Origin of the sequence: Nocardia transvalensis (assembly GCF_015477765.1) — a bacterium.
Lineage (GTDB): Bacteria > Actinomycetota > Actinomycetes > Mycobacteriales > Mycobacteriaceae > Nocardia > Nocardia transvalensis_A.
Genome location: NZ_JADLQQ010000003.1, coordinates 37,079 through 58,137, shown reverse-complemented (window position 1 = coordinate 58,137; position 21,059 = coordinate 37,079). Strand labels below are relative to the sequence as shown.

General features: G+C 66.9%; 25 protein-coding genes and 1 tRNA gene. 16 read left to right on the top strand and 10 right to left on the bottom strand.

The genetic code is table 11. From position 1 onward, the window contains the following. The first annotated feature begins 27 nt into the window (after nt 1-27). The 3 genes from IU452_RS08305 (at nt 28) to IU452_RS08295 (ending at nt 4,774) form a co-directional block, all read left to right on the top strand. Complete coding sequence (locus IU452_RS08305) at nt 28-1,866, top strand: ABC transporter ATP-binding protein (RefSeq protein WP_195108376.1); 1,839 nt, start codon at nt 28-30, stop codon at nt 1,864-1,866. A 51-nt stretch (nt 1,867-1,917) separates the two neighbouring features. Continuing rightward, nucleotides 1,918-3,828: an ABC transporter ATP-binding protein gene (locus IU452_RS08300; protein ID WP_195108375.1), complete on the top strand. Its 1,911-nt coding sequence runs from the start codon at nt 1,918-1,920 to the stop codon at nt 3,826-3,828. A gap of 361 nt (nt 3,829-4,189) precedes the next feature. Further along, nucleotides 4,190-4,774, top strand: a complete 585-nt coding sequence (locus tag IU452_RS08295) for a putative glycolipid-binding domain-containing protein (RefSeq protein ID WP_324192552.1) — start codon at nt 4,190-4,192, stop codon at nt 4,772-4,774. Nucleotides 4,775-4,777: 3 nt separating this feature from the next. Here the strand turns inward: IU452_RS08295 and IU452_RS08290 are convergent, their stop codons facing one another. After that, the gene (locus IU452_RS08290; protein WP_324192500.1) at nt 4,778-5,731 is read right to left on the bottom strand and encodes a prephenate dehydrogenase; all 954 of its coding nucleotides are present in this window, start codon (nt 5,729-5,731) and stop codon (nt 4,778-4,780) included. Between the two features lie 58 nt (nt 5,732-5,789). Between IU452_RS08290 and IU452_RS08285 the strand changes: the two genes are divergently transcribed. The 3 genes from IU452_RS08285 (at nt 5,790) to IU452_RS08275 (ending at nt 6,932) form a co-directional block, all read left to right on the top strand. Then, nucleotides 5,790-6,326, top strand: coding sequence for a tRNA adenosine deaminase-associated protein (locus IU452_RS08285; RefSeq protein ID WP_195108372.1), 537 nt, complete (start codon nt 5,790-5,792; stop codon nt 6,324-6,326). 3 nt (nt 6,327-6,329) lie between these two features. Beyond that, a complete protein-coding gene (locus tag IU452_RS08280) occupies nt 6,330-6,785 on the top strand; it encodes a nucleoside deaminase (protein ID WP_195108371.1) in 456 nt (151 codons plus the stop codon). A 56-nt stretch (nt 6,786-6,841) separates the two neighbouring features. Further along, nucleotides 6,842-6,932: transfer RNA gene (locus IU452_RS08275), tRNA-Ser, on the top strand. A 93-nt stretch (nt 6,933-7,025) separates the two neighbouring features. Here the strand turns inward: IU452_RS08275 and IU452_RS08270 are convergent. Next, complete coding sequence (locus IU452_RS08270; RefSeq protein ID WP_195108955.1) at nt 7,026-8,096, bottom strand: tyrosine-type recombinase/integrase; 1,071 nt, start codon at nt 8,094-8,096, stop codon at nt 7,026-7,028. A 224-nt stretch (nt 8,097-8,320) separates the two neighbouring features. Next, nucleotides 8,321-8,959 (bottom strand): hypothetical protein, encoded by a 639-nt coding sequence (locus IU452_RS08265; protein WP_195108370.1) that lies wholly within the window; start codon nt 8,957-8,959, stop codon nt 8,321-8,323. 82 nt (nt 8,960-9,041) lie between these two features. Between IU452_RS08265 and IU452_RS08260 the strand changes: the two genes are divergently transcribed. From IU452_RS08260 to IU452_RS08220, 9 genes are all read left to right on the top strand, one after another. After that, entirely contained in the window at nt 9,042-9,260 is a 219-nt protein-coding gene (locus IU452_RS08260; RefSeq protein ID WP_195108369.1) for a helix-turn-helix transcriptional regulator, read from the top strand. 17 nt (nt 9,261-9,277) lie between these two features. Then, nucleotides 9,278-10,108, top strand: coding sequence for a GntR family transcriptional regulator (locus tag IU452_RS08255; protein WP_195108368.1), 831 nt, complete (start codon nt 9,278-9,280; stop codon nt 10,106-10,108). Continuing rightward, a complete protein-coding gene (locus tag IU452_RS39455) occupies nt 9,990-10,496 on the top strand; it encodes an HNH endonuclease (protein WP_416382289.1) in 507 nt (168 codons plus the stop codon). The genes IU452_RS08255 and IU452_RS39455 overlap by 119 nt, the downstream gene beginning before the upstream one ends. 134 nt (nt 10,497-10,630) lie before the next feature. Continuing rightward, nucleotides 10,631-11,950 carry a terminase large subunit domain-containing protein gene (locus IU452_RS08245; protein WP_228817058.1) on the top strand — a complete coding sequence of 440 codons (1,320 nt, stop codon included), beginning with the start codon at nt 10,631-10,633 and terminating at the stop codon, nt 11,948-11,950. Next, on the top strand, nt 11,902-13,218 hold the full coding sequence (locus IU452_RS08240) for a phage portal protein (RefSeq protein WP_228817055.1): 1,317 nt from the start codon (nt 11,902-11,904) through the stop codon (nt 13,216-13,218). The genes IU452_RS08245 and IU452_RS08240 overlap by 49 nt, the downstream gene beginning before the upstream one ends. Further along, a complete protein-coding gene (locus IU452_RS08235) occupies nt 13,211-13,618 on the top strand; it encodes a hypothetical protein (protein WP_195108364.1) in 408 nt (135 codons plus the stop codon). The genes IU452_RS08240 and IU452_RS08235 overlap by 8 nt, the downstream gene beginning before the upstream one ends. 5 nt (nt 13,619-13,623) lie before the next feature. Then, nucleotides 13,624-13,800 carry a hypothetical protein gene (locus IU452_RS08230; protein ID WP_195108363.1) on the top strand — a complete coding sequence of 59 codons (177 nt, stop codon included), beginning with the start codon at nt 13,624-13,626 and terminating at the stop codon, nt 13,798-13,800. A gap of 140 nt (nt 13,801-13,940) precedes the next feature. Next, nucleotides 13,941-14,774 (top strand): phage major capsid protein, encoded by an 834-nt coding sequence (locus tag IU452_RS08225; RefSeq protein WP_195108362.1) that lies wholly within the window; start codon nt 13,941-13,943, stop codon nt 14,772-14,774. Beyond that, a complete protein-coding gene (locus IU452_RS08220) occupies nt 14,771-15,121 on the top strand; it encodes a hypothetical protein (protein WP_228817053.1) in 351 nt (116 codons plus the stop codon). The genes IU452_RS08225 and IU452_RS08220 overlap by 4 nt, the downstream gene beginning before the upstream one ends. A 6-nt stretch (nt 15,122-15,127) precedes the next feature. Here the strand turns inward: IU452_RS08220 and IU452_RS08215 are convergent, their stop codons facing one another. The 7 genes from IU452_RS08215 to IU452_RS08185 form a co-directional block, all read right to left on the bottom strand. Continuing rightward, complete coding sequence (locus IU452_RS08215) at nt 15,128-15,292, bottom strand: hypothetical protein (RefSeq protein ID WP_195108361.1); 165 nt, start codon at nt 15,290-15,292, stop codon at nt 15,128-15,130. After that, nucleotides 15,289-15,552 carry a hypothetical protein gene (locus tag IU452_RS08210; RefSeq protein ID WP_195108360.1) on the bottom strand — a complete coding sequence of 88 codons (264 nt, stop codon included), beginning with the start codon at nt 15,550-15,552 and terminating at the stop codon, nt 15,289-15,291. Before IU452_RS08210 ends, IU452_RS08215 begins: the two co-directional genes overlap by 4 nt. A 2-nt stretch (nt 15,553-15,554) precedes the next feature. Then, complete coding sequence (locus tag IU452_RS08205; RefSeq protein WP_195108359.1) at nt 15,555-15,776, bottom strand: hypothetical protein; 222 nt, start codon at nt 15,774-15,776, stop codon at nt 15,555-15,557. A 156-nt stretch (nt 15,777-15,932) separates the two neighbouring features. Then, nucleotides 15,933-17,165, bottom strand: coding sequence for a helix-turn-helix domain-containing protein (locus IU452_RS08200; RefSeq protein ID WP_195108358.1), 1,233 nt, complete (start codon nt 17,163-17,165; stop codon nt 15,933-15,935). 476 nt (nt 17,166-17,641) lie between these two features. Next, complete coding sequence (locus IU452_RS08195) at nt 17,642-17,836, bottom strand: DUF6374 family protein (RefSeq protein ID WP_195108357.1); 195 nt, start codon at nt 17,834-17,836, stop codon at nt 17,642-17,644. Nucleotides 17,837-17,880: 44 nt separating this feature from the next. After that, entirely contained in the window at nt 17,881-18,360 is a 480-nt protein-coding gene (locus tag IU452_RS08190; protein ID WP_228817051.1) for a hypothetical protein, read from the bottom strand. A gap of 79 nt (nt 18,361-18,439) precedes the next feature. Then, the gene (locus IU452_RS08185) at nt 18,440-19,111 is read right to left on the bottom strand and encodes a TetR/AcrR family transcriptional regulator (RefSeq protein ID WP_324192499.1); all 672 of its coding nucleotides are present in this window, start codon (nt 19,109-19,111) and stop codon (nt 18,440-18,442) included. Nucleotides 19,112-19,330: 219 nt separating this feature from the next. Here IU452_RS08185 and IU452_RS08180 point away from each other — a divergent pair, with 219 nt between their 5' ends. Further along, entirely contained in the window at nt 19,331-21,046 is a 1,716-nt protein-coding gene (locus tag IU452_RS08180) for a hydroxysqualene dehydroxylase (RefSeq protein ID WP_324192498.1), read from the top strand. Nucleotides 21,047-21,059 lie beyond the last annotated feature (13 nt).

Below are 21,059 nucleotides of genomic sequence, written 5' to 3'. Positions count from 1 at the left end.
CCTGCGAACGACGAAGGGGGAACCGTCTTGTCCGTCGCCCTAGCGGGAGCCTCGGCCGATGCGGAGGCCGACAGTACGAAATCGGCGGAACCCGGCGCCGCCGCGCGCTCGAGCCCGTTACGTCGGCTGTGGCCTGATATCCGCTGGTACCGCATTCCGCTGTTCGGCAGCGCGGTGCTGTCCCTCGTGGGCATGCTGTGCGACATCCTGTTGCCGGTGATGACCGCCCGGATCGTGGACGGTCCGGTGGCGCGCCACGATTTCGACGCCATCTGGCATCCGGTGCTGCTGGTGATCGGGCTGAGCGTGATCAGCACATGCACGGCCTGGTCCCGCCGGTGGATCATCGCCCGCCCGGCCAGCGAGCTCGAGGTGACGTTGCGCGCCACCCTGTTCCAGCGGCTGCAGATTCTGTCGGTGGGTGCGCACGACGGCATGGAATCCGGCCAGCTCACCTCCCGCGCAATCACCGACATGGCCACGCTGCGAAGGTTTTTCGCCTTCGTCGCGCCGTCGCTGCTGTCGCTCACCACCGGGCTGGCGGTCGGTGTGGCCGTCCTGTTCGTCTTCAGCTGGCAGATCGGCCTGGTACAGCTGCTGATCGCGATTCCGTTGGTGCTGTCGAGTTTGCGCTTCGAGCAGGAGTACGGCCGCGCCTCCCGTCGCGCCCAGGACCAGTCCGGCGACCTGGCCACCACGGTCGAGGAATCGGCGCAGGGCATCCGGGTGCTCAAGGCGTTCGGGCGCGGGCCGTGGTTCGGCCGCCGATTCCGGCGGCAGTCCCGTGAGCTGCAGGCCCTCGAAATGGATAAGGTCCGGTTGGCCGCTCGCCTGTGGACGGCGCTGAACACCCTGTCCGGTCTCGGCATTGCGGCGGCGCTGGCCATCGGCGGATATCTGCTCGTCCACGACGCGATGACGCTGGGCACCCTGGTCGCCGGGATCACCCTCGCGACCTTCCTGCAGTGGCCGATCATGGGCTTCGGATTCCTGCTGGCGGAACTGAACCAAGCACGCACCGCCGCCGAACGCTACTGGGAGATCATCGACACCCCGGTGACCATCACCGATTCCGAGCGGCCCGCCTCGCTGCCGACCTCGGTACGGGGCGAATTGCTGTTCGACAGCGTGCGTTTCCGCTTCCCGGATGCCGAACGCGATCTGCTGCACGATATTTCGCTGCGCATTCGTCCCGGCGAGACGGTCGCGGTGGTCGGCGCCACCGGAAGCGGCAAATCCGCGCTGCTGGGTCTGGTGCCGCGGCTCTACGACGTGTCCGCGGGCACGGTGACCATCGACGGCGTCGACATTCGCACGCTGCGGCTGGCGGACCTGCGCTCCATCGTGTCGGTGGCCTTCGAGGATCCGGTGCTGTTCTCCGCCAGCGTGCGCGAGAACATCACCCTCGGCTATCCCGACGCCGCGACCGAGCAGATCCGCGCCGCCCTGGACGTCGCCCGCGCCACCGAATTCGTCGACGACCTGCCATGGGGTTTGCGTACCCGGATCGGTGAACAGGGCCTCAGCCTGTCCGGCGGGCAGCGCCAGCGATTGGCCCTGGCCCGTGCGGTGCTGGCCCGCCAGAAGCATCCGGGCGGCCACATCGTCATCCTGGACGACCCGCTGTCGGCACTGGACGTGGACACCGAGGAACAGGTCCAGACCCGCCTGCACGCCGCCCTCGCCGGGGCCACCGTCCTGCTGGTCGCACACCGACCCTCCACGGCCGCCTGGGCCGATCGGGTCGCCGTGCTGGACGGCGGCCGCATCATCGCCGACGGCCCGCACGAGCAGCTGCTGGAAACCTGCCCCCGCTACCGCGAACTGATGGGAGGTGACGTCGATGCGCCCGCTTCGACGCACTGACCCGACGGCCCGGCGCGCGGCGCGGACACCGATGGAAAGGAGGTGAGTTCGATGACGGAAACCACGGCTACACAACAACATCCAACGACCGGCGGTCCCGCGGCCCCCGATACCGACGATGGCTGGCGGGGCGTTGCGGCCGAGGAGACCGAGGCCACCGAGGCGGTGAACCTCGCCCTGGCGGCACGGTCACGACGGCTGCTGTGGTCGCTGGTTCGCCCGTATCGGCTGTCGGCGCTCACCGCCCTCGTGCTGATCGTGATCGATAACGCCACCATGGTCGCGACACCGCTGTTCGTCGCGCACGGCCTCGATTCCGGTGTGGGACGGGCCATGGCCGGTGACTGGATGCCGCTGATCGTCGCGATCGCGGGGATCACCGGCTGCACGCTGCTGGGCGGGGTCACCACGTACCTGTTCGTGCGCGTCGCCGGGCGACTGAGCCAGAATGTGCTGTTCGACCTGCGGATGCGCGTGTTCACCCATGTGCAGCGGCTGTCGGTGGCCTTCCACGAGAACTACACCTCCGGCAAGATCGTCGCCCGGCTCACCAGCGATCTGGAGTCGCTCGAGGATCTGCTCGACCGTGCGCTCAACGACGCCCTGAGCGCGGTGCTGTCGGTGGGCACGATCGCGATCATCCTGCTGTGGCTGGACATTCCGCTGGCGCTGGTGGTGCTGGCGGGCTTCGTGCCGCTGGTCTATGTCACCCGCTGGGCGCAGCGGCGGCAGCGGGCCGGATACCGGCGCACCCGCGGCGCGATCGCGAAGGTGGTCGTGCACTTCGTGGAGACCATGGGCGGTATCCGGGCGGTGCAGGCCTTCCGCCGCGAGAGTCGCAACGAGACCATCCTGGCCGACGAGGACTCCGAATACCGTGCCGCCAATACCGCCGCTCTGCGCGGCATGGCCACCTACATCGGGCTGGTCCGGCTGATCAATAACGCCACCACCGTGGTCATCCTGGTGGTCGGTGCGTGGCGAGTCATCCACGGCCACACCGAGATCGGTGTGCTGGCGGCGTTCCTGCTGTATATGCGGCAGTTCTACGGGCCGTTGGACGAACTCGCGCAGGTATTCAACTCCTACCAGTCCGCCGCCGCGGCCCTGGAGCGGATCTCCGGGGTGCTGGAGGAGGAGCCGACGGTGGCCGAGCCGGCCGCGCCGCGTCGGGTGGGCCGGGCTCGCGGTGAACTGCGGCTGGAGAATGTGTATTTCGAATATCCGTCGCGGAAAGGTCAGGGCGACGGCGAAATAGCGGACAATCGCGGGAAAGCGCCGGTGCTACCGGAGTTTTCGCTGACGATTCCGGCCGGGCAGGTGGTCGCGCTGGTCGGTGCGACCGGTGCGGGCAAATCGACGCTGGCCAAGCTGATCGCGCGTTTCTACGATCCGTCCGGTGGGGCGGTCCGTCTCGACGGTGTCGACCTGCGCGATATTTCCGATGTGGAACTGCGCCGCAATATCGCCATGGTGACGCAGGAGGCCTATCTGTTCTCCGGTTCGGTGGCCGACAATATCCGGCTCGGCAAACCCGATGCGACCGACGCCGAGATCCACGCCGCGGCCCGGGCGGTCGGGCTCTACGACTTCGCGATGTCGCTGCCGGAGGGTTTCGAAACCGATGTGCGCAGACGCGGCGGGCGGCTGTCGGCCGGTCAGCGGCAACTGGTCGCCTTCGCCCGGGTATTCCTGGCCGATCCGGCGGTGATCGTGCTGGACGAGGCCACCTCCAGCCTCGATATCCCGGGCGAGCGGCAGGTGCAGCACGCCTTGGAGACGGTGCTGCGCGAACGCACGGCGGTGATCATCGCCCACCGGCTCTCGACCGTCGCCATCGCCGATCGCGTCCTGGTGCTCGAGGCGGGACGCATCGTCGAGGACGGCAGCCCGGCCGAATTGATCGCGGCCACCGGCCGTTTCGCCACGCTGCATACGGCTTGGCGGGAATCGCTCGTATAGGCAACTGTGAGCAACCCGCGGCCCGCGGCTCGTCGTGACGTCGTGCACACCGCGATGGTGCGCCCCGCACACAGTGGGCGATCGAGTCGTGCCGGTGTCCGTGCACGCGTGCCCGTTTCCGCCGGAGCCGGGGCGAGCAGCCGGACAGGGCATCGGCCGCCGCGGGCGGCGGGCGGCGTTCGGGTCCGCGGCGCGTGTTCGGAACGTTTGCTGGCGGCGGCCGCGAGTCGGCGGTCGGGGCGGTCACCGGGTATGTCGCCGCAACCGGCACGCCGAAGCGAGGCCCCGCGTCACTTACGGTAGAGGGGTGAGCAATCCAGCCCAGGGCAATTCGGCGGCCGCCCAGGACAGCGGCGGAGGCGTGGACACGGCACCGGAGGCGTCGCGCTGGCCCGCGATTCTCACCTGGCGGGCGCACAACGCCTCCCGCATGGAATCGGTGCGAGTGACCCTCACCGGCAACCGGATTCGTGCCTCCGGCCGGATCATCGCCGGTGAATGCGAGGACCACCCGGCCTTCAGCGCCTCCTACGATCTGGTCACCGACGAGACCGGGGTGACCAAGCGGCTGTCGGTGCGCAGCACGGTCGCCGCGGGCGAGCGGCACGCCTCGATCGCACGTGACCAGGAGAACTACTGGCTGATCGACGCCGGCGGCACCCACGTGCGCTCCACCTTCGGCGGCGCCCTGGATGTCGACGTGGTGCTGAGCCCGTTCTTCAACACCCTGCCGATCCGGCGCTACGGCCTCGCCCACGCCACCGAGGACGCGCAGGTTCCCGTCGTCTACGTCCGCCTCCCCGACCTCCTGGTCCAGGAAGCCACCCTCACCTATTCGAGCGGCCCCGACGGCATCCACGTCCTGTCCCCGGTATCCACCGCCACCGTGAAGGTCGACCCGGACGGCTTCATCCTGGACTACCCCGGCCTGGCCGAACGCATCTGAGCGCTAACCGTCCAGGCTGCGGATCACCCCGCCGCGCTGTCCGGCCTCGCGCAGCTTCTCCAGCCAGTCGTGGTCGCCGGGGCGGATATCGGTGATGTCCCAGCGCCGCAGGGTGTCGTAGCGGTCGCGTTCGCTGTATCCGGCGTCGATCAGCTCGCCGAGGGTGCCGTTGTCGGCCAGGTGGTCGCGGGCGTCGCCGAGCAGGCGCAGCGCGTCGTCGAGGGCGTCCAGCAGGGCCGTGGCGTTCGGCTCACAGATGGCCCGGACCAGATCGGGTGCGGTGGCCGCGACCCGCGTGCCGTCCCGGAACGACCCGGCCGCCAGGCCGAGCGCCAGATCGCCGCCGCCCGCGCCGACGACCGCCAGAGCCTCGGCGAACACATGCGGCAGATGCGAGATGCGGGCCACCGCGCGGTCGTGCTCGGCGGAGACGACCGGGACCACGACCGCACCGCAGTCCAGCGCCAGCCGGACCACCCGGGTCCACGGCTCGACCCGGGTGCCGGGGTCCACACCCACCGTCCACACGGCATCGCGGAACAGGTCCGGATGGGATGCCGCCCAGCCCGATTCGGCGGTGCCGGCCATCGGATGCCCGCCCACGTACCGGGCGCCCAGTTCATGTTTGCGCACCGCCTCGGCCACCGGCGCCTTCACGCTCACCACGTCGGTGAGCGGGCATTCGGGCGCGAACTCCTCGACGGCGGACAGCACCGCATCGATGGCGGGCATCGGCACGGCGAGCACGATCAGCGCATCGGCCGCCGCCGCCCGGGTGAGCGCCCCTTCGATGCTGTCGCCGACATCGAATCCATCGGCACGTGCGGCGTCGGCACCGGCCGCCGAACGGTTGTATCCCCAGGCTTCATATCCCGCCGCGGTGGCCGCACGCAGCACCGACCCACCGATCAAACCCGTCCCCAGCACGCACACCGTCGATTTCCGATGACCCGTCACCGGACCAGATTGGCATACGACTTCAACATTTCCGCCCAAGCGGACTACCGTTGCGGCCATGGCACAGCGCTCGAGCACCAACAGGGCGGCGTCGGATGATTACGACGACGTGGAAGGGTTCGCCGTGGCGGTTGTCCGCGAAGAAAGTAAATGGCGATGCTCCCCGCTCAGTAACGCCGCCCTGACCAGTCTCTCGGCGGCCGAACACGAGCTGCGCGCGCTGCGCAGCACCGGGGCGGTGTTCGGGCTGCTCGATGTGGACGACGAATTCTTCATCGTGCTGCGCCCGGCCCCGACCGGTAGCCGCATGCTGCTTTCGGACGCCACCGCCGCGATCGATTACGAGATCGCCGCCGAGGTGCTCGAGGCGTTGAACGTCGAGATCCCCGATATCGATCCCGACGAACTCGACGACATCGAGCCGTGGGAGGAAGGCGATCTCGGCGTCCTGGCCGACCTGGGCCTGCCCGAACCGGTGCTGAGCGTGATCCTCGCCGAAACCGACCTGTATCCGGACGAGCAGCTCGGCATGATCGCCCAGCGACTCGGCTTCGCCAACGAATTCTCCGCGGTGCTGGACAAACTCCCGCGCTGACCGGTGCCGACCGACGAGGACCTGATCCGCGCGGCCCTGGCCGCGGCCGCGGCCGCCGATCCGCGCGATGTCCCCGTGGGCGCGGTGGTGATCGATGCCACCGGCCGCGAACTGGCACGCGCGGCCAACGCCCGCGAGGCCACCGGCGATCCCACCGCCCACGCGGAGATCCTGGCCCTGCGTCGCGCCGCCGAGGTGGTCGGCGACGGCTGGCGCCTGGAAGGCACGACCCTCGCCGTCACCTTGGAGCCCTGCACGATGTGCGCGGGCGCCCTGGTCCTGGCCCGGGTCGAGCGCCTGGTCTTCGGCGCGTGGGAACCGAAGACCGGCGCCGTCGGCTCCCTCTGGGACGTGGTCCGTGACCGACGTCTCAACCACCGCCCCCAGGTCCGCGGCGGCGTCCTCGAATCCACCTGCGCCGCAACCCTGGACGCCTTCTTCCGCTTCCACCGCCCCTGACCACCCGCGGGCAGCCGATTTCGAGATCCCCGGGGTGGTCCGGTAAAGTCACCTGCGGTGGCGTGTCCGAGCGGCCTAAGGAGCACGCCTCGAAAGCGTGTGTGGGGTAACCCCCCACCGAGGGTTCAAATCCCTCCGCCACCGCCAGAGCCCTTGGCCTGCGAGCGCAGGTCAGGGGCTTTTTCATTCCCCCAACGGCTCGTCAGAGCCGGTTTTCCCAACGAATTCCCAACATTGTGATCATGCCGCGTAGGCGTCGTGCATGAGCGATGCGGCCTTGTCGAGATCGGTATCGAACAGGTCGGCGTACACGCGCAGGGTGACCGCCGGATCGGTGTGTCCGAGCATCCTGGCCAACGCCAGCACGTTGACGCCTGCCGAGATCGCTAGCGACGCGCAGGTGTGCCGAAGATCGTGCGGAGTGATGTCCTGAACCTTCGCGCGCTTCACAGCGTTGGTGAACCACCCGTCCTCGGACTTGGGGCGCGGTAAGAACTTCTCCGGATCGTCCGGATGCGGAAACACCAGATCGTCACGGTCTCTGCCCTTACAGAGCGCCGACAGCTCATTCAGTACGAATTGAGGTACCGGCACCGAGCGGACTCGCTTCCCCTTCGTCTCGCCCACCGCGTGATCGGAGCCCAGCTGTACGGCGTTGTCGGCAACGGTCAGACGCCGCCGTAGGAACTCGATATCCCGAACCCGCAAGGCGATGGCCTCACCCCAGCGCAGGCCGCAGTAGGCCAGCACCAGGACGAGAACACGATGACGCTTGGATTCCTTCGCCAGCCGCACCACGTCCGCGCTCGTGAGGTACACGTGCCGTTTCCCGGTCTTCTTCGGTAGGTTCTCCACGCCCCGTACGGGGTTGGTTCTCAGCCGCTTCGCCTTCACTGCTGAATCGAGGATTCCCGCGAGGACGCCATATGCCCGGATGACCACGGTCGCGCTGTATCCCTTCTCGACCAGTTCGGCTATCCAGGTCTCCACGGTGTCGACGTTGAGGGCGGCCTGGTCGCCGATCTGGGTGTTCCCCCACCGAGGCTTCACGTGTACCCGCCACGCCGTTTCGAGAGTTCGGTAATGCGATGGGGCGGTCTCCGCCTTCTTCCGCCTCAGCCAGCCTGCGGACGCCGGATCTTCATCTGGGCCAGCGGCAAGCTCGGAGATCGGAATGCGCCCCAACGCTGGATTTACGTACTCGCCCTTGAGTTTCTGGACTTCCAGGTTGTGCTGGAACGCCTTCGCGTCCCGCAAGGTGGCGAACGGCTTACTCGGGCCGGGGTGAGGCTTACCGGGTGCTCGGTGCATGACGACGTACCGGCGACCCTTGGTCTTCGTGTCGTACCAGAAGATTCCGGGATGCTTGGTCTTGTTGTACTTCGGTCGGGCCGTCGTCACGTCTACCGACCCCCGCCTCTGTAGCTACGCTTGTTCATGCTGCTATTTCCTTCCTTGGAGGGTTGGGGTAGTGGCGTCGTGGCCCCCGTCGCCCGCAGCGCCAACTACGGGACTCCCGGCGGGGGTCACTTGGATCATGCGTTCTTCTTGCCTTGTTTGGTCGGGGGGAGAAATCCGCGTTTGCGGGCTTCCGCCACGTATCTCGAGGCCATGCTGGATTTCACCCCGAATACGCGGGCGACGGCCGCTGTCGGTGCGTGGTCGATGTTGCTGCGATAAACCTCGGCAACCTGCTCTAGCAGCGCGGTAGTGATGCGCCTGTTTCCGGTGCGTCGCTGTTCGATGAGCTTGCGATTGACGAGGTAGACCAGCGATTCCCCGCCGTCGGGCGGAGGCGCTGGAGAGTAGACGGTCTGTGCTTCGGGGTCCACGTAGAACACGAACCCTGGGTATAGGTCTTCCACGACGATGGACACGTCGGTCTCGCGCAGATGCTTCTGCCGGACCTCGCTTTGTCCGCTGCCTGCCTTCCAGCTGAGTTCTACCAGTCGCGGTATGCCGTCGCGGAGTTCGACCCTGGCGAAAGTGTCCGGCTCGTCGTAGCCGTGCAACCGGAGTTCGAGCCAGGTCGGCATGTACAGGAGCCCGCCGTGGCCGTCCGCCATGATTTCGGCTTCACCGGATAGGCGGATCGTGACCCCTTCCGAGGACATCTCCGAGTCGTCGCCGTATCGAACACGTTTGCGAACTTCTTCCTCCGTACCGGCCTGCATAGTGGACAGCTTCCCACAAAACTACCCACACTTCTAGTAAGTCGCGCTCAATCACGGCGAGCGCGGAAGACGGGAGATGCTGATGAAGGACAGCACGGTGCGGCGGGCGCTGGCCACGGATGCCGAGTTCTGTGAGTACACCGGGCTCACGCGCGGGCAGAGCGCCCAGCTCCGCTATCTGGGCACTGGGCCGAGGTTCGTCAAGGTCACCGGTCGGCAGGTGCGCTACCGCTGGGAAGACATCGAGGCGTGGGTGGATTCGCGGACCAAGCAGCGCACCGACGAGCCGACAGGGGTCTGACGGTGGCGGGTCGGCCGTTGAACAAGTTCGCGTGGCTCGAGGCGCTGCGGGGTGTGGATCTAACGCACGCCGAGTATCGCGTCGCGGTGAATCTGAGTACGTGGGCTAACGGCGACCTGACCAATGCGTATCCGGGGAAGGAGGCGCTGGCCGAGGCGGCGGGGGTGTCGATGCCGACGCTGAAGAAGGCGCTGCGGAGTCTGACCGAGAAGGGGTGGGTGGTGCTGGTCGAGCGGGGTGGAAACCAGTATTGGAAGGGCAAGGCGAACGTGTATTCGCTGACCGTGCCGAAGGGGGCAAATGGCTTGCCCCCTTCGAGTTCGCAAGGGGGTAAGCCATTTTCGCAAGGGGGTAGCTCAGTTTCGGAAGGGGGTAAATCGGCACCCGGTGAAGGGGGTAAGCCAGTTGCCCCCCACCAGGTCATAGAACCAAGTCCTTCTATCAATGCATTCCACCAGGGGGCGGCCCCCGTTGCGTTGGGTGACGCGGGCGCGCGCGAGGAGGGGGAAGAGCCACCCCCCGAGACCTACATCGAACTGGCGGAGGCGCTGGGCCTCGACCTGGCCTTCGACCGAGGCGCTACCGCGCCGGTCGTCAGCGCCCCGGTCGAGGTGTGTCCGGTTGCTGAGATAGCGCCGGACCCTTTGATGAATCCACTTGCGTGGCTTGATAATTCGCTGCCTACCGGGTTCCTGTGCGGGGAACGGGCGAAGGCCCGGGAGCTGCTCGATGCGGGCACCCACTACACGAGCGTGCGTTGGGAGATCTTGCGTGGACGGCAGAAGTCGAGGCCGAAGCTCCCGTCGTCTCGTCGCCGCGTCTTCATCGACGACAGCAACACCGCATAGGAGGAGAGTGACCATGACCTTGCGTCCGTGCCTGGACTGTGGCGAACCGAGCGACGCCGCCCGTTGCCCCGAGCACGCGCGGAAGGATGACCGTGTTCGTGACCGGAACCATGTGCATTGGAACGGTGCGCGGTGGAAGCGGCTGTCGGCGCGGCTGCGGCGGATGCAACCGTGGTGTTCGTCGTGCGGTGCCACGGACCGGCTGACCGTCGACCACATCACGCCCGTCAGTGAGCGGCCCGACCTGGCGTACGAGGTGAACAACCTTCAGGTGCTGTGCGGGCGGTGTAACAGTCGCAAGGGCGGCAGGGGGATAGCCCCCGGTCGGGGTGGTCTTCCGCCCCACGGTGAGGCAGAGTTCGAGATTCACTCCGGGGGCTACCGGTGAAGGCGGGGCCGAAGGGGCAGATCAAGGTCCCGCCATTGTCGTTCACGGGGTGGCCACGTGACCGGGCGCGTCGGCGGGAGCGTTTCATTCGTGAATACATCGTGACTCCGCGTGGGCATGGTGCAGGAAAGCCGTTGCGGCTACGCGAGTTTCAGGTCGATATCGTGCGCGGCGCGTACGCGGCAGATATCCGTACGGCGTTGGTGTCGATCCCGCGGGCGAATGGGAAGACGATGTTGGCCGCCGCGCTGGCGGTGGCGGAGTTGTTCGTGGGCCCGCCCTCGGCGGAGGCGCTGGTGGTCGCAAGTGATCAGCGGCAGGCCAACATCACGCTGCGCTACGCCAAGCGCATGGTGGAGTTGAATCCTGTTCTGGCCGAACGGGTGCAGGTGTTCGCGGACCGGTTGTATGTGCCGGAGAACGACGCGACCTTGCTGCCGCTGCCCGCCGAAGCGGGCGCGTTGCACGGGCATGATCCGTCGCTTCAGATCGTGGACGAGTTGCACGTGGTGACCGAAGGCGTGTGGGAGGCGGTCACCTCGGTGGCGGGCAAGCGCCCGGAATCGCTGACGCTGGCGATCAGTACTCCGGCCGCGTCCCCGGACAGCGTGATGTGGCGGCTGGTGGAGCACGGACGCGCTGGGGACGATCCGGCGTTCTTCCTGCGCGAGTTCCGCGCGCCCGAGGGCTGCAACACCGCCGACCGCGCCGCGTGGCGGGTCGCGAATCCGGCGCTGGCGTGCCGTGATCCGTTCCTGTTCGAGGACGGTATCGAGGCGGCACGGCGCACGATCCGCGAACCGGTGTTCCGCCAACTCCGTCTTGGGCAGTGGGTGACCGGTGCGGAGTCGTGGTTGCCGTGGGGTGCGTGGGAGGCGTGCATGGAGTTGAACACCGTGCGCACCGACAAGACACGGGTGGTGCTCGCGTTCGACGGTTCGGCGTCGGGTGACTCGACCGCGTTGATCGGCTGCACTCTCGACGGGCACCTGTGGGTCGAGGGGCTGTGGGAGAACCCGAACGATCCCCGTTGGCGGGTGCCGCGCGAGAACGTCGACAACGCCGTCGCGGTCGCGTTCGACACCTACGACGTGCTCGAGCTGGCGTGTGATCCGTGGGGGTGGCGCAGCGAGATCGAGGCATGGGCGAAACGGCACGGTGAGCGGCGCGTGCTGGAATGGAACACCGCGCACGCCGCGCGGATGGCCCCGGCCACCGACCGCTTGTATCAGGCCGTCGTCACGAACACCGTGACCCACGACGGAGACCCGCGTCTCGCCGCGCACGTCGCGCACTGCGTTGCGAAACGAACCCCGATGGGTGACCTGGTGTCCAAGGACAAGCGCGGGTCACCCCGCAAGATCGACGCCGCTGTCGCGGCGATCGTCGCATTCGACAGGGCCGCATGGCATTCCACGAAATCCACGAGAAAACGAGTGAGGAGTTTTGCGTGACCGAGCTACTGACCACGCTGTTACAGCGGCTGGATGAACCGGCCGCCCGCTACGCCGAACTGGACCGTTACTACACCGGTCGGCAACCCCTCGCCTTCCTGTCGCCGGAAGCGAAGACCGCGCTCGGCAACCGGTTCGGGCGCATGGCCTCCAACATTCCCCGCCTCGCGGTGACCGCTCTCGCGGAACGGCTACGGGTCACCGGATTCACCGGTGCCGACGTGTGGGCCGACTGGCTACGCAACGACCTGGACCAGACCAGCGCCATCGCACACCGGGAAGCCCTGTTGCTGGGTAGCGCGTATGTCATCGTGTGGGCCGACCGATACGGACGACCAAAGGTGACCGTGGAATCGGCGAAACAGGTTGCCGTGCTCACCGATCCCGGCACCCGCCACATCACGGCGGCGGTCAAACGCTGGGAAACCGACACCACGACCGAAGCGGTGATGTACCTGCCCGACCGGATCGTGCGCCTGCGCGCTCCCCAGACCGGCGCAACCACACAGGGATTCACGACCGTGGAAGAACTGGCCAACCCGCTCGGTGTGGTGCCCGTGGTCCAGCTGCGCAACGGTGACCGCCTCCTCGAGGACGGGGTCTCGGAGATCGAGGACCTGAAACCGTTGGTGGACGCGCTGAACAAGTCGCTGGCCGACATGATGGTCACTTCCGAGTACGTCGGCCGGCCGCGCCGCTGGGCCACCGGGATCGAACTCGAAGAAGACGATGTCGGCAACGCGGTGAACCCGATCCCCGAAGGGGACCGGGCGATGATCAGCGAATCGCCGGACAGCAAGTTCGGACAGCTCCCGTCAGCGGACCTTGCCGGGTACGAGGCGTCGGTGCGGGTGCTGCTCGGTCAGATCATGGCCGTGTCCGCGCTGCCCGCCCACTACGTCGGCGTGTTCACCGACAACCCCGCCAGCGCCGACGCATTGCGCGCGTCGGAGGCGAGCCTGACCGCCCGCGCCGAAGCACGCCAAGCCATGTTCGGCCGCTCATGGGAAGACGTGGCCCGGCTCATCGTCGCCGTCCGCGATGGTGCCGACCCGCAACAGGTCGACGTGCGAATCGGCTGGGCCGACGCCGCAACCCGATCTGTCGCCCAACAAGCCGACGCCATCGTAAAGCTCTACGGTGCCGGACTGCTGCCCGCCTCCACCGCGCTGTCCCGCCTCGGCTACACCGACGACGAAATCACCGCCATCCAACACGCCCGCCGCACCGAAATCCTCGACACCAGAACGGAGCCCACCCATGCCTGACGACAACGACGCCTCCACCCCCTCCGACACGACCGAGACCGCCGACACCGCGCCGACCGACGACACCGTGCCTACGGACATGTTCCCGCGCTCGTACGTGGAGAAGCTCCGCGACGAGAACGCCAAGTATCGTCAGCGCGCCGGGCGAGCCGACGAATACGCACAGCGTCTCCACGCCGAACTAGTCCGCGCCACCGGAAGACTGGCCGATCCGACAGACCTCCCGTTCGATCCGGACCACCTGACCGACACGGAGAAGATGACCACCGCGATAGACGCGCTGCTGGCGAGAAAACCCCACCTGGCCACCCGCACACCGGTCGGCGACATCGGGCAGGGCGCGGCCCCGTCGACCTCTACAGTCGACCTCGCGAGCCTGTTGCGGGAACGGGCACGGTGAACACCATGGACGACCTGAAGGCACAGACCGCCGAGGCACTGCTGACCGCGATCAAGGACAACGCAGCTTCGGCCAATACACCCAGCCTCGAATCACTGGCCCGCGCCTACGCGCTCGTCGTCGCCGCCGCTCCTGCACCGAAGGTGACTCCGCGAGGGCACCCGTGGGCCGAGGATGACTAGTCCCTCATGCTGCGAATTTTGCGGGATCGCGCAAAATGGTCTGTCCGGTATGGTGAAGGGGTCGCGCCTGGCGCGCGGCCCCTTCGCTTGTCCTGGTGGCAGTGGGAGCCCGAAACCCCTACGCCTGTAAGGACATTCCCATGGTCGAAACGACCGCCGCCAACCCCACATTGCTTCAATCCCAAATCGCCGGACTACTCGTGCAGCCGCTCGAAGCGGCCAGCGTCGTACTGGCCGCCGGACCGAGGATCTTCGACACCAACAGCACCCTGCGCATCCCGAAGCTGACCGCCGGTAGCAACCCTGGTTGGGTGGCCGAGTCCGGCCTGATCCCCGAGGCGGACGTTCAGTTCGGTGAAGTCACCCTGCTGCCCTCGACGCTCAAGAGCATCAAGACGTTGATCCGATTCTCCAATGAGCTTGTGCGACAGTCGGTTATCGGCCTGGACGCCACGCTGAAGGCCCGACTGGTCAAGGATGTGGGCAACAAGCTCGACACTGCGCTGCTGATCGGTGACGGGGCCGCGAACACCGTCAAGGGCATCATCAACCAGACCGGCGTCCAAACCGGTGTCCTGGACGTGGCCAACCCGAACTCGCTGCTGGACGCCATCGCGCTCGCCTCCGCCGCCGAAGTCACCCCGAACAGGTGGTTCCTCAACGGCCAAGACTTCATCGCGCTCCGCAAGCTCAAAGACACCACCGGCCGCTACATCCTCGAAAGCGACATCACCAAGGACGTGACCTACCGGCTATTCGGCATCCCGGTCACCGTGACCAACAAGCTCTCCGTCGGCAAGGCCGTGCTGATCGACATGTCCCAGGTAGCCGTTGCCCGCGACCTCGCCCCCAGCGTGACACTGCTGTCCGAGCGCTACGCCGAGTACGACGAACAAGCCATCCGCGTGGTCACCCGATACGACCTCGGCCTGCTGCACCCCCAAGGGGTCATCGTCCTCACGGACGTGCCGTGATCGTCGAAGGTGCCGACATCGCCGCGTTCCTCGGCAAGTCGGGGGACGCGGCATTCGTCACCCTGTGCGGCAAACACCTGACCGTCGTCGCCGCGCTGGCGCGCGCCTACACCCGCAACAGAGGATTCGCTGCCGTGCAGCCGACACCGCCACTCGGCGGAATCGACGTTGCCGACGACCTTGCTGCGGTGCTCATCACCGCAACCGCGCGAACCGCCGCCAATCCCGAACAACTTCAGCACACCGACACTGTCGGACCGTTCACCCGCCAGTTCAGCAGCGCGTTCACCGGCTGGTCACTCGCCGAAACCTACGTCCTCAACCGGTACCGGAAACGGGCGCAATGACATCCACTATTCGCCGTAGGTGTCCCACTCGTCTTCGTCTTCGATGCGTCGCCGGATCGCCTCCACGGTCTTGTCCTTCGGTATCCGTTGCGGCCAGAACAGCGCGCCGACGAGCACCGCCAGCGGCAGGCCGACCGCCATCGTCAGGCCGAGCAGCTGGCAGCCGGTCACCGGTACTCCCGAATCCACTCGTCGGCCAGCGCTTTCGCTTCCTCCACGTCATAGGACGACGCTTCACGCAGTAACCGGCCGCCTGCCCGGTAGACGCTCCACGCGCACGTTGTCGGCGTCGTTCCCCTGATCGTGGCCACCCTGTCACCGAGCCGCTTGGACAGCCACCACCCGCCGCTCTCGTCGCCCTCGAGTCGCCACCCGTCGCTGACGTGCTCGGGCCGGATCGGACCGAGATGGACAACCTCACCGGTGCTCACGGTCAGTTCTCCCACGCGCGCAAGCACCACACCGGCCACGGCGGCACATGCTCGTCATCCTCGAGGGGTTCGATCTCCACCTCGTAGCCGGGATTCCACAGCCGCAGCGCGGTAAGGAATCGCACAATGACATCAGGCGGTGCCATGTACATCAGCGTGGGATATCTCCCCCCGCCGACATCGACGCGCACCACCCGTTGCGGAAGCCCGCCGTTCTCGCCCATCGCACCGCCCTCCCGATCGTTGGAAGGGCACTCGACGCTAAGGTGTGGCCGGAACCGGGGGTCTCATACGGTCGCATTCATCCCGGCGTCGAGGCCCAGAACCAACGCTATGACCGAGACCACCTCAGGTTTGTCCTGAAAGGACAGAGGCGACTCTCAGTTCGGTCGTGAGCCGGGTTCCGGCGCGATACCCAGCCGCCAGGCCAGGCCGCGCAGCTCCCGCCCGCCCGCATCCCGGCGTGCAGCACGCAACTGATCGGCCACTGCCTCACGGACGAAGAAGTCACTCCGAACCCGTTGCGGTGCAAGCTGTTCGGCCTTCAGTAGCGTCGCCAATCCCTGGTCCCGCGTTTTCGGTTCCGCGAGCATCACGCGCCCGGAATCGGCGTAGAAGCTGGCGAGACGAGCAGTGGAGGGTATGGACTCGATAGCGATCCCGCGTGTAGCTTCGACGGCTTTCGGTCCGTCGCCAAGTTCCATGCCAATAGTTGCTCGCCACAAGGCTACGTTGACCCTGCCGAACCACATGCGCCCGAACTTTCCCACGTCCGTATCCATACGCCCAGCTATGGCCGCCGCTTCGTTAAGGTGGGTCTCGGCGGTGTCCCGATCGGCCTGCACGGCGGACGCGAATGCTGCCGAGAGGTGCAGCATTCCATACGCCTGAACAACGTTGGGGTCATTCAAGCTGTCGGTCAGCTCATCCGCCAAGGTGACTGCGCGACGGTATTGCTGAGGCCGCGACAGCGAGCCAGCGACGTTGCCGCGCATCCATGTCGTTGCCCCTCGCCACGCGGGGGAATCGAGTTCCTCCGCGCAGTTTTGGGCGTAACTGGCCGCCAGCAGCGGGAGCCCGCGAACACCTAGGCGCTTCGCGGTCATCATCATTGCGAAGTAGCAGCCGATCATTCCGACAAGGATCTCTTTGCGTAGTTCCGGCCGCCGGACGTACAGGGCGTGCAGCTCCATTAGGAGCCCGGGGGACTGGTCGCCAACCGCCTGGTAGTCGGCCGCCGCACGCACGCTTTCCAGCCGAGCGAGATCGGCACGCACTTCCGCCCACTCCCGAACCGGCGTACCGGGATCGTCTCCGAGCTGGCACACGTCGAGCGCGTTTTCTATCGCGATGACGCCTGCATAAGCTTCCGTTCCGGGACCGTCCGGCGTTTCCCACGGACGACCGGTGAACTCCGAAGGTGCCACGCGCAAGGCGTGGGCCAGCGCCTCGAGGGTGCGACGGTTCGTCAGCGCCTGCTCGCCGCGTTCGAGGCGGCCGAGATAGCCGAAGGAGAGGCCCGCAAGTCCCGCTGCCGCTTCCAGGGTGAGCCCACGCCACGCCCGGATCTCGCGCAACCTGCGACCTACCTCGTTCGGCGGGATATCGCCCATATACCCGAGGCTACGACCGAATCGGCCCTACGTACACCCGAAGGTCCTGGCGCGCTAAGCGGTTGCTGCGTCAGTGACCTCGGGTCAACGTCGTCGGGGCTGGTCAGCGTCGGTAATCCGGTCGGATCTGTGCACGCTTTGCGGCACGGTTTCAGCGTGATCGAGTGTTTGGCTGAAGACGAGGCGCAGGTAGATGACGCGCGAAGGCGGGTCGGATCACGCCTGATTCTGGGCGTGCGCACTGACCGATTGTCGTGCGGTTTGACCTGCGGGAACCTTGCCGTTCATTCCTAACGATTTCCCAACAACGGCCCCAGATCGGGGGTGATCGAGTGTGAATGACAGTGCTGTGATTTTGCAGCTCAGGCGGAATTTCCGCCCCTGACCTGGGGTGGCGGATAGGGTTCAAATCCCTCCGCCACCGCCTCAGCCCCTGACCGATGGTCAGGGGCTTTTTCATATCCGGAGGCAGTCGGTCAGGCTGCTGTTTCGTCCTGCCTGGTTTCGCGGGTGAGTTCGGTGAAGATGCGGAGGCCCTCGGCTACCTTGCCGGAGAGGATGTTGAGTTGTTCCGGGCCGAGGGGGTCGCTGGTGGCTGCTGCGGCGGCGAGGCGGTCGCGCACCTGCTCCAGCCACAGTTGTGCGAACTGGATGTGGTGGTCGAGAGGCATGCACCGACGTTACCGGAATTCGAACATCAGTTCGAGTATTTCGGCTAGCTGATGTTGATAGTCCCATCGAACACCATCGGCGTCGGACCCGGCATGCAGTCTCGGAACATGTTCGTCGGCATGGGCACGCCGTAACCGATCATGTTCGGCTGACCGGCCTGACCCTTGCGGACGGTGATCTGGATGGCCATCGAGTCGGGTGCGAACACCATGATCGGCTGGGCGGTGGTGATCGGGTAGACCAGTGACACCGTGTTGCCCTGGATCCGCAGGCAGGTGACCGGACCGGTGACCCGCACCGGCAGCGGCATATTCCCGAGTTGGGCGTTGGCCATATAAGTGCCTGTGGCCGGGCCGTCCCCCGTTCCCTGCGCCTCGACGTGCAGGACATTCATGCCCAGCACCTGCATATTGCCGTTGATCCACACGCTGCCCGGCCCCGCTGCCGCCTGCCCTGCCGAGGCAACCGCTGCCGCTCCGGCCACGACCGCGGACACCGCAAAGCGAGTAAGCCAACTAGTCATTGAAGACACCTCCTATGGGGGATATACGCCCGCCGGATACCCAGTGCGGGAACGCCCATGCGGCGCAACGCGAGCCGAATCACTCGCGAGTGTCGGCGAGGTAGAGAGCGCGCAGGCCGGCGGCCGCCAGGGTGGTGCAGAGGTCGATGAGATCGGTCATCGGCAAGCGGAGGTGGCCCTCCTGTTTTTCGGTGATGACCCGCTGCAGCATGCCGACCACGGAGTGCGCGTAAACCTCGATGACGTTGTCGGGCACCGCGGCCGGCCGCGCGCGTCGGGCGGTGTCGGCGACCAGCGCGGCGAATCGGCGCAGTGTCTCCTGCATGCGCTGTTCGGCCTGTGGTCCCGCGCTGGCGGGTTCGGCGAAGACGATGCGGAGCTTGCGGCGATCGTCGGCCAGCGCCTCCAGGAAGGTGCCGATCCCGGCCCGCAGTTTCCGGTCACCCGCGGGCGGTTCCGCCGCCACCGCCGCCGCGACCGCATCGAACAACTCCTCGACCACCGCATCGAAGACCGATACGAACAATTCCCGAGTGCCGCCGAAGGATTCGTAGAAGTAGCGGTCGGTGAGCCTGGCCTCCCGGCAGATGTCCTTGACTCCGGTGGCTGCGAAACCCTTGGTGCCGAGCAGTTCATACCCGGCCCGCAGCAATTGCTCGCGCCGCGCGGCGACACGGCTGTCGGCGTCGATGCCGCCGTAGCGGCGGCTCGGCCGACGCCGCGCACCGCCCTCGCCTGTGGGTTCGGGCACCCGATCCTCCGTTCGGTCACGTTGGTGTCCAGCAGGTTTCCCATTATCGCGCGGCGAATGCTTACCTCTGGTAAATATGACGATCGTAATCGTCAGATTTGCGAGAGGGCTGTCGGGGTGACGAACGAGCATGGGGGACAACCGCTGTCACGGCGCACACTGCTGCGCGGCGCGGCGGCTGCCGGAGCTATCGGTTTGGCAAGTGGCGCAGGCGGTTCCGTGGCACAGGCCACCCCGCTGTCGGGCGGGCGGCGACGCAGCGGACCGGCTCGCAACAAGGTCGCCGTGCTGGGCGCGGGCATCGGTGGCCTGACCACCGCCCACGAATTGGCCGAACGCGGTTTCGAGGTCACCGTTTTCGATCGCAAGGAGCTGGGCGGCAAGTCCCGAACCATCGGACTGCCCGGCAGTGCCACCGGCGGGCGCGCCCCTCTGCCGGGTGAGCACGGCGCCCGCGGCTTCACCGCCTTCTACCACCACGTGCACGACACCATGCGCCGAATCCCGGTGCCGGGCAACGCCAATGGCGTCTACGACAATCTGGTGCCGTTCTCGGTCGGCGATCCGCGCTATCCGCGCGCCCACAATCTGCCCGACGGATTCCCGCTCATGTTCGGGTTCTACTTCGACCCCAAGGAACTGCTCACCCCGCAGGGCTGGCAGCGCGTGCTGGTCGAGATGTTCACCAAGAACCATGCCGTGCCGATACCCGAGGCCATGTATCTGGCCGGCCGGTTCGTCGCCTACCTGACCTCGTGCGAGGAGCGGCGTTTCGGCCAGTGGGAGCACATGGCCTGGTGGGACTTCGTCGGTGCCGAGACCCGGTCGGCCGAGTACCGCAGCCTGGCGGCCACCGGCCTGACCCGGGCACTGGTGGCCGCCAAGGAGACCGTCGCCAGTACGCGGACGATCGGCAATATGGCCGAGGCGTTCCTGATCGCGCTGCTCGGCGAGGCCACCGGCGGACCGAAGGTGTACGAGGTGCTCAACGGCCCCACCAACGAGGTGTGGCTCGATCATTGGGTCGCCCTGTTGCGCAACCTCGGCGTGCAGTTCCATACCGGGCACGAGGTGCAGGGTTTCGACCTCGAGGGCGGCCGGATCACCGGCGCGCGGATACGGCGGCCGAACGGTTCGGTCGCCACGGTCGAGGCGGACTGGTATGTGTGCGCGGTGCCGACCGATCGGGCGCGGGGACTGTGGTCGGAACAGATGCGACAGCAGGACCCCGCCCTGGCCGCGATGGACGGTCTGTACATGGACTGGATGAGCGGCCTGCAGATGTTCGTCACCCAGGAGCTGAACCTGGGCAACGGCTACAACATCTACCTCGATTCGCCGTGGCGGCTGACCTCCTATACGCAGAAGGCCTTCTGGCCCGGCGATTACCGGTCCACATACGGCGACGGCACGATCGTCGACGGGCTGACCATCGATCTGTCCGATTGGGATACCCCCGGCATCCTGTTCGGCAAGCCCGCCAAATACTGCACTCGCGACGAGATCTACCAGGAGACCTGGGCGCAGCTGACCGCGGCGCTCAACGACGACGGCGCCACCCAGCTCCCCGACGGCATCGTGGCGAAGTGGATGCTCGACCCCGGGATCACCTGGTCCGGCGGCCGGAACCACAATGACGAGCCGCTACTGGTCAACACCATCGGTTCCTGGGACAAGCGGCCGACCGCGACCACCCGGATCCCCAACTTCTTCCTGGCTGCCGACTACGTGCAGACCGACTTCGACCTGGCCACGATGGAGGGCGCCAACGAGGCGGGCCGCCGCGCCGTCAACGCCATCCTGGATGCCTCCGGTTCCCCGGCCCAGCGCGCGCAGTTGTTCAAGCGCGAGACGATCGCCGCCCTGGAACCGTTCCGCCAAATGGACGCCGCTCGCCACCGTGCGGGCCAGCCCAACCTCTTCGACATCGGCTGACCCGTCTACCGTG